Source organism: Mycolicibacterium xanthum, from assembly GCF_019710635.1.
GTDB classification, from domain to species: Bacteria; Actinomycetota; Actinomycetes; order Mycobacteriales; family Mycobacteriaceae; genus Mycobacterium; species Mycobacterium xanthum.
Map to the genome: position 1 here is coordinate 1 of NZ_JAIFZS010000079.1, position 15154 is coordinate 15154.

The following is a 15154-nucleotide window of genomic DNA, read 5'->3' on the forward strand; positions in this document are numbered from 1 at the left end:
AACCTGGGCTGCAAATGCCGTTTGCACCATCTAATGAAAACCTTCTGGCAGGGCTGGAAAGAGGTGCAACTGCCCGACGGAACGCTGCAGGTCACCACCCCGACCGGGCACACCTACACCACCAAACCGTTCTCCGCGCTGCTGTTCCCCACCTGGCGCACCACCACCGCCGCCGATCCACCACCCGCACCGGCGCCGAACCCGCCGCCGCGCACCCCGGGGCGGGAACTGATGATGCCCACCCGCCGACGCACCCGCGCCCAAAACCACGCCGCCTACATCACCCGCGAACGCCACCTCAACGCGCTGCAACGCGAACTCGACCGCGCCGCCGCCCAGAAAGCCGCCGAAGAGCGCCGAGCCAAACGCGCAGCCCTACTCGCCACACCCGGAGGAGCGCAATGGGCCGCCCGGCTGGAGCGGATCGACCACCCACTCCAGCCACTGTCCAAACCGCCCGAACACCAACCCGACTACGGCAACGACCCACCATTTTAGAGGTGGCCGCCCAGAGCCGACGGCCAACAGTCACACCCACCGGGCACACGCTTGAGACCGTGGTGCCGCGGTCGTCGAACTCGAGCCCGTAGCCCCAAGCTCACCCCGTGCGATGCGCCGCGTCAGACAGCCACCAGGACGTTGGCCACGGGATCGGGGTTGGGTCCCTGGTTGGTTCCCTGCGTGGTGGTCGGCAGCGTCACTTCGACGCTCTGGATGTTGACGAAACCGAACTGCGTCAGGTTCAAGAACGGCGTGGCCGTGGTGAAGATCTGTAGTTCGAGCTCGCTGTCCGGTTCCACCGTGTAGGAGATGTCGCTTAGATCGATTGTGGCGGTATGGGTTTGGCCGTTCAGCGTGACCGGAACCGGCGTGACGATATTGCCGACGACCAGGCCGGTGGACTTGTCGACGACCTGCGCGTAGATGTGACGGCTGGTGCCCAGGCCGCTGTACTCGATCACCACGTGGGGTGCGCCGACGACCGTCGCCTCCGCCGCCGGGTTCTCCAACGGGATGGTGACAGCGTTGGTCGCGATGGAGCCGTTGCCCAGCGAGTACGGGAACGGCACCCCCTGGCTGGGGCCGGAGCCGCCGATCAGTGGGATGATCGGCAGCAGCCCGCCGTCGTCCCACGTGGTGGTCGGGATCGAACTCGTCGCCTGATAGAAGCCGTCGTCGGTGGGGCGGAGCTCGGAGGTCCAGCGGTCTCCGTTCTGGTCGGTCCAGGCGAACGCGACGTCGTCGGTTGAGCCGTCGTCCTTGACGTACCTGTTCATCCACGCCAGCGTCTCGCCCATGATCCAGGCGTTGTCTGCGCTGGGATTGCCCTGCCCGGGCAGGCAGGTGCCGTGGCCGCCGCAGTACCACAGCAGCTTGACGTCGTCGTTCAGAGCGAGGTAGCCGGTGTTGAGGATCGACTGCTGCAGCGGGAACAGCACATCGACCGTGCCCTGGATGAGCAGAGTGGGCGCGTCGATGCCCCGCACCGTCTGGCCGGGGCCGCTGTTCTGGAGCAGTTGGATCTGGCCGGGCGTCAGGATTCCCAGCGTCGCACCGGTGATCATGGCGGGATAAATCTGCGGGTTGATCCGGGCGCCCGTGGTCACCAGCCCCAGCAGCAGTATTCCTGCGTAGGAGGTTCGGAACGCCTCGTCCGGATAAAACGAATCCGGCAAGTTGTTCCACGACCAGCCCGGCGCGATCGCGTCCACACGGGAATCGCCGGCTGCGGTCACCAACTGGATGCCGCCACCGTAGGACACCCCGACCATGCCCATGTTGGGATCGTTGGGAGCATCGAGTTCGACGCCGTCGAGGCCGGCGGCCCAGCTGATGAGCTGGGAGACATCCTGGCCCTCGTACTGCGGGCTGTCGAGCTGGAGCACGCCGCCCGAGGCGAATTCGCCACGCGGATCCCAGGTTACGACGTTGTAGCCGGCCTCCCGGAACATCGACACGAACGGGTTCGCGGGGTCGGTGGCGCCGGCCGACGCCAGCCCCGGCCCGTAGAAGATCGTTTCGTAGCCGGGGTTCGCGTCGTCCGGATTGCCTGTGGTGATGGCGGGGAAGAAGTTGGTGCTGATCTTGACCCCGTCCCACGACGTCACCATGGTGGTGTAGGCGATCGGCGTGTCCGACGGGCCCCGCAGTGCATCGACGTCGACGAGGATGTCCTGCCGGGAAGCGGTGCCGATCAGCGGCGCCAGGATGTTCAGCTGCTGCAGGGTCATGATGACCGGCGCGATGATCGTCGAGCCGACGATCGGCAAGCCGATGACGAACGTCGTGAACTCCGTGTTCTGGGCGACCAGCACCGAGAACGCCTCCTGGCCCGACGGCCCGTCGACGCTCGTCTCCTCGGCATAGGGCAGGAACCTGAACGCGCCCGTCGTCGCGTCGACCGTGAGCTTGCCGCCCTTACTCGGATCGCTGATCACGGTATAGGTGGATCCGTCGGCGGTAGTGCAGGTCATGCCCACGACGCAGCCTTCGATGACGCCCTCGGTGAGACCGACGGAGGAGGCCGGCAGATCGGCAGCCTGCGGCTGGATCAGTTCGCGGCGAGTTCCGGCCAGCAGCAGCAGATCGGTGATCGAACCGCCGACCGGAGCCGTCCCGCCGTTGGTCGAGAACGGGTTCAGCGCAGAGTCGGCAAACATCAGCAACCCGGACAGCTCGGTCGTCTCGGGTGTGGCAGTGGTGGTCGGTACGGCCGCGTCGACGATCTCGGTGACTTCCGTCGGTGGCGGCGTCCACAGCGCGGTCATGGTGATACCGCCGTCGTCGGACACCAGCGGTTCGCTCTGTGACTCCAGGCCGCTCGATTCCTCAGCGGGTGCGTCTTCGGCGACGGTGTCGGCCACCGGTTCCCCGGGTGACGGCGCAGCGTCGGACATCGCGTCGACTTCCACGTCGTCGCGATGACGGCGGGCGCCCGACCCGTTGGAAGTCTCCTCCTGCGCGGAGGCCTCGTCGCCGGACACTTCATCGTTGACCTGCGTGTCTTCGTCGGACGCGTCGTCGTCGATCGTCGCGTCCTCGTCGTCGAGGCCGTGGTCGGTGTCGGCGGTGTGGTCTCCATACTTCTGGGTGATCCGGTCGACGGTTCGCTGCACCGCGTCGCGGATCAGCGATGTGCCGCTGGTCGCCCCGTATCCCCCGAGCCGCCGTTCATCGGCAGCGCCGGAGTCGACATCAGCGTCTGGCTTCGGGCTCTCGCTCGAGGTCGTCGTGGGCTTCGAGGTGTCCGTATCGTCCGCGTAGGCCACCCCCTGCCCCGTGACGATGGCGGTACCCACGCCCAGCGCGACCGCCAATCCACCGACCCGGCCGATACACCTTGCAGCCCCCATGACAGCCTCCACAAGCAAGCAATGATTGCGCGACGGGGACCGACGCTACGCCCCAGGCGAGACCACTGTTGGCCGATTCGGTGATCGTGTCGTGATTTGCTCTGATGGTCGGTGGCTATCAGTCCGGCGGTGGCCTGATCACCGTGATTGCCGGGTGGACCGCGGATGGTCAACGAGAAGACCGGTGATGTGATCGGCGCCAGCGCCCATCGTGAGGCCGAGCACGTCGTTCGGCGCCAGCGAACAGGCCGGCCAACCGGTGACCTACCGTTCGTTCCCGGCGATGGGCCACTCGAGGCACGGACAGGACCCCGCCCAGTTCGCCGCCACGCTCACCGAACGGGTCGCGACACTCAACGGTTGATGCGGATCATCCCGTCGACGGCTTCGACAGGATAGCTGCGCACCGACAGCCCGGATCCGGAAACCTCTGCGCCCGAGCACATGTCGAAGGTGTATCCGTGCAGCGGGCACACCACCACCCGGTCGTCGGCCAGGCCGTCGGCCAGTGGTCCGCCCTTGTGCGGGCACACCGCGTCGATCGCGCGCAGCGATCCGTCGCGCAACCGGAACACGGCGATCTGCGCTCCGTCGACGGCGAACGTGCGGCCCTCGCCGACCGGTACCTCGTCGAGGCTGCCGAGCTCGACGCCGACCTCCACATCGCTCATCGCACCGGCACCTGGGGCAGCGGCAGCAGCGGCAGCGACGACCGGAACTGGCCCTCGGAGCGGGGTTCGGCGCGGTCCAGCCACGGATCGCGGTAGCCGTCCACCGACTTCTGCATCCGTTCGTCCAGACCGGCCGCCAGGCCCTCGGCGTCGTCGACCACCACGGCTTTGACGTGGTCGATGCCGACGCGCGGGACCCACTTGTAGGTGCGTTCCAGCCAGTCGGCGCTCTCGCGGTAGTACTGCAGGAAGCGGCCGGTGAGCGTGATGACCGTGTCCGGGTCGTCGACGGTGGCCAGCAGGTCGCCCTTGCGGATGTGGGCCCCGGCCGCGCCGCCGACATAGATCTCCCAGCGCCCGCCGTCGACCGCGACGACCCCGAGGTCCTTGCACAGCGCCTCGGCGCAGTTGCGGGGGCAGCCGGTGACGGCCAGCTTCATCTTGGCCGGGCTGGCCAGGCCCTGATAGCGCTCCTCGAGCGCGATTCCCAGCGCGGTCGAATCTCCCACGCCGTAGCGGCAGAAGTCGCTCCCCACACAGGTTTTCACGGTCCGGAAGCTCTTGCCGTAGGCGTAGCCCGACGGCATGTCCAGATCCGCCCACACCGCGGGTAGATCTTCCTTGCGCACCCCGAGCAGGTCGATGCGCTGACCGCCGGTCAGCTTGATCATCGGGATCTCGTACTTCTCGGCGACGTCGGCGATCTTGCGCAGCTGGGCGACGTTGGTGACCCCGCCCTTCATCTGCGGTACCACGGAGAAGGTGCCGTCACGCTGGATGTTGGCGTGCACCCGGTCGTTGATGAAGCGGGCGTCGCGTTCGTCGACATACTCGTCGGCCCACATCATCTCCAGCAGTGAGGCCAGGGCCATCTTCGAGCCGGCGTCCTCCCTGCCGTCGGGCGCCAGCGCGGCGAACACCGAGGACACCGAGTGCAGTTCGAGTTCCCGGATGTGCCGCATCAGCGTCGGCTTGTCGTAGGGCACCCCGGGCACGTACCAGGACTCCGACGGGTCCTTGGTCACCGCGCCGCCGGCCGCCCATTCGACCACCTGACCGACGAGCTCCTTGCACGACCCGCAGCCCTTGCCCGCCTTGGTCTTGGCCATCACGCCCGCCAGCGACGTCTCGCCGCCCTGCACACACGCGACCAGCGCCCCCTTGGAGACGCCGTTGCAGTTGCACACCTGGGCGTCGTCGGCGAGTTCGGCCACCCCGACGGCGACCTCCGGGGTGCCGATGTCGAACATCAGCGATACCCGTTCGTCGGGTAGCGGCAGGCCGCTGTCGAACGCCTGCGTCAGGAACGACACCTTGGAGACGTCGCCGACCAGGGTGGCGCCCACCAGCTTGCCGTCGCGGATCACCACGGTCTTGTAGACGCCGTGTTTGGGCTCGGAGTACTGCACGAACTCGTCGTCGGGGTGCTCGGGCGCCTTGATGCCCATCGAGGCGACATCCACACCGGCCACCTTGAGCTTGGTGGCCACCCGCGAGCCTCGGTAGGCAGCTGCGGGATCGGTACCGGTCAGATGGTCGGCGAGCACCTTGGCCTGCTCCCACAGCGGCGCCACCAGGCCGTAGACCTGACCGCGGTGCTGGGCACACTCACCGACGACGTACACGTCGTCGTCGTCCACCGAACGCATGTGGTCGTCGGTGACGATGGCGCGCTGCACGGTCAGGCCGGCCCGCTGCGCCAGGCCGACATTGGGCCGGATGCCGGCCGCGATCACCAGCATGTCGCAGTCCACCCGGCTACCGTCGGCGAACACCACGCCCGAGAGCCGCCCGTCCTCGACGGTGATCTCGGTGGTGCGCTTCTCGGTGAGCACACCGATACCGAGGCCTTCGACCGACTTGCGCAGGATGTCGCCGGCGAGGTCGTCGAGTTGGGCGTTCATCAACGTCGGCCCGGCGTGCACGACGTCGACCTCGAGTCCCCGGTTCTGCAGCCCGCGCGCGGCTTCCAGCCCCAGCAGTCCGCCGCCGATGACGACGGCCCTGGTGCGACTGGCCGCCTCGCTGATCATCGCCTCGGTGTCGTCGAGGGTGCGGAATCCGAAGACGCCGTCGGCCAGCGTCGTGTCGTCGGCCCACAGCCCCTTCATCGGCGGGAAGAACGACCGGCTGCCGGTGGCCAGGATCAGCTTGTCGTAACGCATGGCCGTGCCGTCGTCGGCGTGTAACAGATGGGCGTAGGTGTCCACCCGTACCACCCGCACACCGGCACGCAGATCGATCCCGTTCTCGGTATACCAGTCCATGCCGTTGAGATAGATCTCGGCCGGGGTATCCACCCCGGCCAGCACGTTGGACAGCAGGATGCGGTTGTAGTTGCCATACGGCTCGTCGCCGAACACGGTGATGTCGAACGCTTCGGCACCACCGCGGGCCAGCACCTCCTCGATCGCACGGATCCCGGCCATGCCATTGCCGACCACCACCAGCCGGGCCCTGGTGCCGGCGCCGACGTGGCCATTGGTCGCCGCCGTGTCGATCACCGTCATCTAGAACTCCACCAGTCCCAGGTCGACGACGACGCTGCCCTTCGTGCCCGGCGGTGCCGCGACACAGAGTTCCAGCACGGTGTCGGCCAGCAGATCCTCGACGACGCGCAGTGCGACATGTGTCGATCCCTTCGCGCCGATCGGGAAGTAGCGCATGGGTTTTCCGTCCCGGAACAGCACCACGGTGATCATCTGTTTGGTCGAGTTGCCGCCCCGGAAGTACACCGGCTGGGCGGTCGCGCCGGCGGGCACCGTGTAACGCAGCGACTCGTCGATGAGGTCCGGCTTGTCGTAACCGTTGCCCCCGAATTCGAACATGCCCTGCAGGAATCGGGGCGTGCTGCCGTCGCTCATGCGTTGTGCTCACCTTCTCGTGGGTCTATCTCGCCCGGGGTTGCCGATGGCGTTCTGTGTATCGATCAAAAGTGTTGTGCCACAGTATATTCAGGGATAGCATCGGCGGGTCGGCCACCGCTGCAGCATTGGGGTGATGGCCCGAAGCTAGGCGCTGCCTGTTACGGCACTGTTTCGGCGATGGGTCGGCGGTGAATACCGTGCCTGACATCGGCGGGCCTCGGCATTTGAGATCTTTGTTGCGGTCGTTTAACGGCCGCCGTCGGGTTCTGTAACACGCGGTTCATACCTTCGTAGGCATCAACCGGGCTCCGCGACGGCGCCCGGACCTCACCACCCAGCCTTCCGATGACAGGAGAAGTCTGCCGTGACCGTGACCGAAAACGCGACGATCGAGACACCCTCGGCGCCGCACCCGCACCACAAGGGCAAGCACTGGATCGACGACTGGCGGCCGGAGGATCCCGAATTCTGGTCCACCGTCGGCAAACCGATCGCCCGCCGCAATCTGATCTTTTCGATCTTCGCAGAGCACATCGGGTTCTCGGTGTGGTTGTTGTGGAGCATCGTCGTCGTCCAGATGACCGCTGCCGCCGACGGCAGCGCCGCCGCGTCGGGATGGGCGCTGACGACCACCCAGGCGCTGTGGCTGGTCGCGGTGCCCAGCGGTGTCGGCGCGTTCCTGCGGATTCCCTACACGTTCGCCGTGCCGGTCTTCGGCGGCCGCAACTGGACGGTGATCTCGGCGATGCTGCTGCTGGTCCCGTGCCTGCTGATGGCCTGGGCGGTGAGCAACCCGGGCTTCCCGTTCGTGGGTCTGTGCCTGATCGCGGCCACCGCCGGCTTCGGCGGCGGCAACTTCGCCTCCTCGATGGCCAACATCTCGTTCTTCTACCCAGAGAAGGAGAAGGGCTGGGCGCTGGGCCTCAACGCGGCCGGCGGCAACATCGGGGTCGCGGTGGCGCAGAAGGTCATTCCGCTGGTCGTGGTTGCCGGCGGCGGCGTCGCGCTGTCCCGGGCCGGGCTGTTCTACGTGCCGTTCGCGGTGGCTGCGGCGGTGTGTGCGTTCCTGTTCATGAACAACCTCACCGAGGCCAAGGCCGATGTGAAGCCGGTGTTCCAGTCGCTGCGGCACCCCGACACCTGGATCATGTCGCTGCTCTACATCGGCACCTTCGGGTCGTTCATCGGTTACTCGGCGGCGTTCCCGACACTGCTCAAGGCGGTGTTCGACCGCGGCGACATCGCGTTGATGTGGGCCTTCCTCGGCGCCGGCATCGGCTCGATCGCCCGTCCGCTCGGCGGCAAGCTGTCCGACCGGATCGGCGGCGCGAAGATCACCGCGGTGAGCTTCGTGATGCTCGCCGCCGGTGCCGCGGCAGCGCTGTGGTCGGTGAAGGCGGTGAACCTGCCGGTGTTCTTCATCGCGTTCATGTTCCTGTTCGTCGCCACCGGCATCGGCAACGGCTCGACCTACCGGATGATCTCCAAGATCTTCCTGGTCAAGGGGCAGGACGCGGGCGGCGCGCCGGAGACGATGGTGCACATGCGCCGTCAGGCCGCGGGTGCGCTGGGCATCATCTCCTCGGTCGGCGCTTTCGGCGGGTTCATCGTCCCGCTGGCCTACGCCTGGTCGAAGGCCACGTACGGCAACATCCAGCCGGCACTGCAGTTCTACGTCGGCTTCTTCCTCGTGCTGCTCGTGGTGACCTGGTTCTTCTACATCCGCAAGAGCACCCGGATGGGTCAGGTCGGAGTGTGATCCCGACGCTACTGGTGCACCCTGGAGAACATGGCAGCCGCAAGTGAGTCGGGCAGCCTGACCCGTACGGCCTGCTCCTACTGCGGGGTCGGATGCGGAATCTCGGTCGAGACCCGCACCGACCCCGCCGTGGGCGTTCCGGTGATCGCACGGGTCAGCGGAGATCGACTGCACCCCACCAATTTCGGCCGATTGTGCACCAAGGGCGCAACGCACGCCGAGATGATGGCCGCCACCGAGGGCCGGCTGACCGGCGCGCTGGTGCGATCGGGCCGGGACGCCGAACCTGCGCCCACACCGGTCGACGAGGCGGTTGCCGAGGTCGCCCGACGATTCCGGTCGATCATCGACGAACACGGGCCGGATGCGGTGGCCCTCTACGTGTCGGGCCAGATGTCGATGGAGGCCCAGTACCTGGCCACCAAACTGGCCAAGGGCTACCTGCGCACGGTGCACATCGAATCCAACTCGCGGCTGTGCATGGCCAGCGCGGGAACGGGTTTCAAGCAGTCGCTCGGCGCGGACGGACCACCCGGGTCCTACACCGATTTCGACTGCACCGACCTGTTCTTCGTCATCGGCTCGAACATGGCCGACTGCCACCCGATCCTGTACCTGCGGATGGCCGACCGGCTAAAGGCCGGTGCGAAGCTGATCGTGGTCGACCCGCGCCGCACCACCACCGCCGAGCGGGCCGACCTGTTCCTGCAGATCCGTCCGGGCACCGACCTCGCCCTGCTCAACGGCCTGCTGCACCTGCTCGTCGACAACGGTGACATCGACGCCGAGTTCATCGCCGAGCACACCGAGGGCTGGGCCGGTATGCCGGAGTTCCTCGCCGACTACCCGCCCGCCCGCGTCGCCGAGATCACCGGGCTCGCCGAGGACGACATCCGCACCGCCGCAACGATGATCGCCGAGGCGGGGGAGTGGATGAGCTGCTGGACGATGGGGCTCAACCAGAGCACCCACGGCACCTGGAACACCAACGCGATCTGCAACCTGCACCTGGCCACCGGCGCGATCTGCCGACCGGGCAGCGGGCCGATGTCGCTGACCGGCCAGCCCAACGCGATGGGCGGCCGGGAGATGGGCTACATGGGGCCCGGACTGCCCGGCCAGCGCGCCGTGCTGTCCGCCGAGGACCGTGCGTTCACCGAACATCAGTGGGAGCTGCCGCCCGGCACGATCCGCACCGACGTCGGCCCGGGCACCATCGAGATGTTCCGCCAGCTGGGTGCCGGACAGATCAGGGCGGTGTGGATCATCTGCACGAATCCGGTGGCGACCGTCGCCAACCGGGACACGGTGATCGCCGGCCTGCAGGCCGCCGAGCTGGTCGTCACCCAGGACGCGTACGCCGACACCGCCACCAACCGCTACGCCGACATCATCCTGCCCGCCGCGCTGTGGGCGGAATCCGACGCGGTGATGGTCAACTCCGAACGCAACCTGACCCTGCTGCAGCAGTCCATCCCGCCGGTCGGGGACGCGCGGCCGGACTGGGAACTGATCTGCGGGGTGGCCCAGCAGCTCGGCTTCGCCGACGGCTTCACGTTCAAGAGCAGCGAGGCGATCTTCCACGAGATCCGCCGGTTCCACAATCCACGCACCGGATACGACCTGCGCGGGGTCAGCTACGAACGGCTGCGCGCGGCACCGGTGCAGTGGCCGTGCCCGCCGCAGTCCGACGACAGCGTGTTCGCCGACCGTAACCCGGTGCGCTACGTCAACGACGGTGTGTCGCAGGACCTGTTCACCGACGAGAACGGCCACCGCCCCCGGCTGGCCTTCGCCACCCCGTCGCGACGCGCGGTGTTCTACGCCCGGCCGCACATGGATGCCGCCGAGTTGCCCGACGACGACTACCCGATGGTGCTCAACACGGGTCGGCTTCAGCACCAGTGGCACACCATGACCAAGACCGGCACGGTGGACAAGCTGAACAAACTCAACGGTGCGCCCTCGATCGAGATCCACCCCGATGACGCCACCAGGCTGGGGGTTTGGGACGGCCGCCCGGTCGAGGTGGCCTCCCGCCGTGGCCGCGCGGTGTTTCCCGCGGTCGTGACCGACCGGGTGCGGCCCGGCAACACCTGGGTACCGTTCCACTGGAACGACCAACAGGGCGATGCGCTGACCGTCAACGCCGTCACCAACGACGCCGTCGACCCCGTCTCGCTGCAGCCCGAGTTCAAGGCGTGTGCGGTGCGGCTGACGCCCGCCCCCGTCGAGCCCGCCATCCCGGCCGGTGCCCCTGCCCTCACCGACGACGAAAAGCTTTACCTGGCAGGATTTTTCGCCGGAATCGAGCAGGGCGTGACCGGGGTTCCGGTGCTGCCCGCCACCGCTCCGGTCGGTACGGGGGTTCGGTTGTGGGTCGACGGGCTGCTGGCCGGGCGCTACTCCCGGCTGCCGGCCGGGTCCCCGGGCGCCGCACCGGGTGGCGATGCCGCCGTCGAGAACGGGCCGCTGGTGCTGTGGGGTTCACAGACCGGCAACGCCGAGGAGTTCGCGGGCCGGCTCCGGGAACGACTCGGTGGTGCCCGACTGCGCGCCATGGACGACGTCGAACTGTCCGACCTGGCCGCCGCGGAGGAGGTGGTGGTGGTGACCTCGACGTTCGGCGACGGCGGACCGCCCGACAACGCCGCCGACTTCTGGGAGCGGCTTACCGCCCCCGAGGCGCCGACGCTGACCGGGGTGCGGTTCATGGTGCTCGGTATCGGGGACCGCTCGTACGACAACTTCTGCGGCTACGCCAAGTCGCTGGACACCAGGCTGGCCGACCTGGGTGCCACCCGGGTGCTCGATCGCGCCGAGTGCGAGGCCTACGACGACGCGGAGCTGGCGGACTGGGCGGAGTCCGTCGTCGACCTGATCGGCTCGCCCGCCGAGGTGTCGGCGCAGCCGGTGTCCGCGCCGCGGGCGACGCCCGCGCCTGCGGTATTCACCCGTGCACGTCCGATCGACGCGCCCCTGTGCCGCAATGTCCGGCTCACCCCGGCCGCCTCGGCGAAGGAGGTGCGCCAGTTCGGTTTCGACATCAGCGGGCACGAGGTGTCCTACGCGGCAGGGGATTCGCTCGGTGTGTTCGCCGCCAACTCGGACCATGTGGTCGAGAGCTGGCTTGCCGCAACCGGGTTCGACGGCGACGAGGGCGTCGTGGTGGACGGGGTCGGGATGCCCCTACGGGAGGCGCTGACGTCGCACTACGACGTCTGCAAGATCACCGCCGACCTGGTGCGGTTCGTCGCCGAGCACCGGCCGCGCGACGGCGCCGTCAACCGGCTGCGCACCGACCATGCCGCGCTGGACCGGTGGTCGGTCAACCGCAACGGCCTCGATCTGGTGCGTGAGTTCGAGGTGCGCTCCGAGCCGCAGCTCTGGCAGGACGTGCTGGTAAGGCTCACCCCACGGCAGTACTCGATCTCGTCGAGCCCGCTGGTCAGCCCGCACGAGGTCCAGTTGACGGTCTCGGTGGTGCGCTATCCGTCCCCCGGCGGGGGTCCGCGCGGTGGCGTGGCGTCGACCTATCTCGCCGACCTGCCGGCCTGCGCACCGGTGCCGGTGTTCCTGCAGCGCTCGCCGCATTTCCGGCCCCCGCAGGACCCGCAGACGCCGATGATCATGGTGGGTCCCGGCACCGGGATCGCACCGTTCCGCGGGTTCCTGCAGGAGCGTCGTGCCCTCGGCCACACCGGTGGCAACTGGCTGTTCTTCGGAGACCAGCACCGCGAGCAGAACTTCTACTACCGCGACGACCTGCAGCACATGGTCGACGACGGCTTCCTGAACCGGCTCGACCTGGCATTCTCCCGCGACCAGGCCAAGCGGATCTATGTGCAGCACAAGATGCTGGACTACGGCGCCGACGTCTGGCGCTGGCTCGAAGACGGCGCCCACTTCTACGTGTGCGGGGATGCCGGCCGGATGGCCAAGGACGTCGACGGCGCGCTGACCGAGGTCATCCGGTCGCACGGCGGCATGAGCGACGAGGCCGCGCGCGACTACAAACGCCGACTGGTGGCCGACAAGCGGTACGTACGCGACGTCTACTGACGCTGCAGTCGGCTCAGGCCGCGGGCGGTCCCGGATGACCGGGCGGAGGGCCGGGTGCCACCTCGGCGCACGCGGTGAACGCGTCGTTCCAGGTGGCCTCGTCCACGCCGGAGGGCGCCGGCGGCGCGGGCCGATCACCGGATCCGGGTCGGCCCGGTGGCGGGCCCGCCTCGCCGCCGGGGGGAGGACCCTGGGGCGCTCCGTCCGCGCCGGGCGGCGGACCCTGCGGCGGGGTGGCGGCATCCGCCGGCACGCCGTGGTCGATCAGGCACTGTGTGAAATCCTGGGGCGAAGCCGCCGATTCGGCAGTCTGCGCGGTGCAGGCCGGCACGGCCAGCATCGCGACGACGGCGGCGACACCACCGGCGATATGGGACAGGGAACGGGGCACAGCGACTCCTCGGTGTACTCGGGGTGGATGAGCGCACCCGGGTGGTGTCGCTCACCAACCTGTGTAGAAGCCCGCGCTGAGCGCCGACTTTCCACTGGCTATGCGTCCGCTATGTGTGCTTCGTCGGCCACCGCGCGACCGTGGGCCGGCCGGCGCCGATGCGGGTAAGCGGTCCAAGAAGTCGTCATGGCGGTGACGAAGCATCGGCGAGACGAACTGAACACCGGATGAGCGGAACCCGGGAAGGCCGCCTGTCGAGAATTCGGCTAACCGCCCCCGTTGACGGCTGGGAAGGTCAGCACGTCGCGCCCGAGCGGTAGTTGGTCGCGGTGCGCTCCGGTGTCGGCGGTGCTGATCGGAATGGGCTCCAGGGTGTCGTAATACTTCAGCACGTCGGCCAGTGGTGGCGTTCGCCCGGTGAGCTCGAATTCGTAGAACACATAAGGTATTCCGTCGGCGTACACGACCGATGGACGATCGGTCATCTGGAAATGCAGGTGCGGCCCGCCCGTGGTACCGGAACTGCCCACATCGGCAATATGGCGTCCGCGCGAAACGCGGTCGCCCGGGTGCGCCGAGATGCTGCCCTTGTGTAGGTGGGCGTACACGGCGAAGCGCCCGTCACCGATATCGATGACGACCCGGTTGCCACCGGCGTTGTCCGGCGTCGGCTCCTCACGGGCCTCGCCGACCCGCAGATCCGGATTGCCATCCACTGCTTCGACGACGGTGCCGTCGGCCACTGCATACACGGGCTGTCCGAACGTCGGAAAGCTGCTGGGCGACAGGGGGTCACCGACGCCGGGCCGGTTTTGCGCGTCCAACTGGTTGAAGTCGATCGCGAACCGCTGCGCGATGTACCACCGCCCGTCGATCGGAAATGGCGCGCGTCGATGCGGCCCGTCGCAACAGCTGCCGAGTGCGGCCCAAGCCGGCCCGGCCAGCGGAGCGCCGACGACGACCGGCGGCCGCTGATCCACCTGCACGGCCGGTCCGGTAAACGTCAACGACAGGCCGGAGAACGGGGTGCTGCCCGCCAGGGGATCGATCGTCACCCGGTGGGTGATCGCCGGCGGAACCGCGCTGCCGTCGAGCGGAATGTCCAGCCACACCACGCCGACCGACGACGACGGCAACTCGGCGGTCGGCGTGTCCGGAGATGCGACCAACGATGTCGCCGCCCGCAACGAATCACCGGTCAGACGGATCAACGTGGAACCCGAATCGGCACTGAGCACCTCGACGGCGGCGAGGGTGACCGCAGCCGGGACGACGTTGGTCAGCATGAGTTCGTAGACCAGGTGCGCCCGCCCGTCGGTGCCGGTGAACCAGCGCGGGGCCGATAGCGTGCTCTCAAGCAATGGTGTGATCTGACCACCGGTGGCAGGTTGTGTCGGAGGCGACGAGTTCTGCGTGGTTGAACATGAGCTGAGGACAAGGACACACGCCGCCACAACCGCGACGACACCGACCGGACGTTTCTGCCGCACGCACCAATACCCGCGGAGCATTGCCCGCTTCGCAAGGACGGAACTCGCGACCGTGCGCATCACCCATCTCGTCTCACGCGACTGCCATCCAATCCGGTAACTGCACGTCGGATCGTATCGGTCCGCTGGCCCGAAAAAGACGTTTCGGCCGATCATCCAACCCGAGGCACGACAATTGGCTTGGTGACCCACTTTGATTCCGACGCTGGCGATGATTTCGCATTGTGCTGGTGGGGATTTCGGGTGGGAAGGCCTGGGCGGTACCGTTGATGGTGATGGTCGCTGAGCGCAGCAGACCTATCCGACCCGATGCCACCGGGGAACCTTTGCGGAAGACCGGCAGCCAACCGCAGCGTGCCGGTCCGCCAATCGGCAACATCATCGCAGGCGTGTCCCAACTCAGGGCCGGCGTCCGCAATCCGCCGATCAGCCGCCGGCGCGCACGTCGTCGACGATCTGTGGCGATGGGGCGGCCTGCGGCCACCAGGTCGAGCACCTTACGGCGGAACTCTTCGGGGTAACGCTTGGACACGGACACGGCTCCTTCGACGGACGTCGTGA

At 67.9% G+C, this 15154-nt stretch carries 8 protein-coding genes and 2 pseudogenes; 3 read left to right on the top strand and 7 right to left on the bottom strand.

Going from position 1 to position 15154, the window contains the following annotated elements:
- Positions 1-498, top strand: a pseudogene (locus JDV09_RS24285) (hypothetical protein); the annotation flags it as partial.
- Between the two features lie 122 nt (positions 499-620).
- Here the strand turns inward: JDV09_RS24285 and JDV09_RS24290 are convergent.
- The 4 genes from JDV09_RS24290 to JDV09_RS24305 form a co-directional block, all read right to left on the bottom strand.
- Positions 621-3353, bottom strand: a complete 2733-nt coding sequence (locus JDV09_RS24290) for a CocE/NonD family hydrolase (protein WP_221371704.1) — start codon at positions 3351-3353, stop codon at positions 621-623.
- 353 nt (positions 3354-3706) lie between these two features.
- Positions 3707-4024 carry a Rieske (2Fe-2S) protein gene (locus tag JDV09_RS24295; RefSeq protein WP_221371705.1) on the bottom strand — a complete coding sequence of 106 codons (318 nt, stop codon included), beginning with the start codon at positions 4022-4024 and terminating at the stop codon, positions 3707-3709.
- The gene (gene nirB, locus JDV09_RS24300; RefSeq protein WP_221371706.1) at positions 4021-6534 is read right to left on the bottom strand and encodes a nitrite reductase large subunit NirB; all 2514 of its coding nucleotides are present in this window, start codon (positions 6532-6534) and stop codon (positions 4021-4023) included. Before nirB ends, JDV09_RS24295 begins: the two co-directional genes overlap by 4 nt.
- Positions 6535-6888: a molybdopterin oxidoreductase gene (locus JDV09_RS24305; protein ID WP_221371707.1), complete on the bottom strand. Its 354-nt coding sequence runs from the start codon at positions 6886-6888 to the stop codon at positions 6535-6537.
- A gap of 373 nt (positions 6889-7261) precedes the next feature.
- On the opposite strand from JDV09_RS24305, the gene JDV09_RS24310 reads away from it, so the two are divergent.
- Positions 7262-8650: a NarK family nitrate/nitrite MFS transporter gene (locus JDV09_RS24310; protein WP_221371710.1), complete on the top strand. Its 1389-nt coding sequence runs from the start codon at positions 7262-7264 to the stop codon at positions 8648-8650.
- Between the two features lie 30 nt (positions 8651-8680).
- Positions 8681-12712: a bifunctional nitrate reductase/sulfite reductase flavoprotein subunit alpha gene (locus JDV09_RS24315; RefSeq protein WP_221371708.1), complete on the top strand. Its 4032-nt coding sequence runs from the start codon at positions 8681-8683 to the stop codon at positions 12710-12712.
- A 13-nt stretch (positions 12713-12725) separates the two neighbouring features.
- Here the strand turns inward: JDV09_RS24315 and JDV09_RS24320 are convergent, their stop codons facing one another.
- The 3 genes and pseudogenes from JDV09_RS24320 to JDV09_RS24330 all read right to left on the bottom strand — a co-directional run.
- Positions 12726-13103, bottom strand: a complete 378-nt coding sequence (locus tag JDV09_RS24320) for a hypothetical protein (RefSeq protein ID WP_308124228.1) — start codon at positions 13101-13103, stop codon at positions 12726-12728.
- A gap of 266 nt (positions 13104-13369) precedes the next feature.
- Positions 13370-14464 (bottom strand): M23 family metallopeptidase, encoded by a 1095-nt coding sequence (locus tag JDV09_RS24325; RefSeq protein ID WP_255605953.1) that lies wholly within the window; start codon positions 14462-14464, stop codon positions 13370-13372.
- Positions 14465-14666: 202 nt separating this feature from the next.
- Positions 14667-15154 (bottom strand): annotated as a pseudogene (locus tag JDV09_RS24330) (hypothetical protein); the annotation flags it as partial.

Coding starts and splice junctions, on each gene's coding strand:
- nirB (WP_221371706.1), bottom strand. CDS start 6,534: ATGACGGTGATCGACACGGCGGCGACCAATGGCCACGTCGGCGCCGGC.
- JDV09_RS24295 (WP_221371705.1), bottom strand. CDS start 4,024: ATGAGCGATGTGGAGGTCGGCGTCGAGCTCGGCAGCCTCGACGAGGTA.
- JDV09_RS24290 (WP_221371704.1), bottom strand. CDS start 3,353: ATGGGGGCTGCAAGGTGTATCGGCCGGGTCGGTGGATTGGCGGTCGCG.
- JDV09_RS24315 (WP_221371708.1), top strand. CDS start 8,681: ATGGCAGCCGCAAGTGAGTCGGGCAGCCTGACCCGTACGGCCTGCTCC.
- JDV09_RS24305 (WP_221371707.1), bottom strand. CDS start 6,888: ATGAGCGACGGCAGCACGCCCCGATTCCTGCAGGGCATGTTCGAATTC.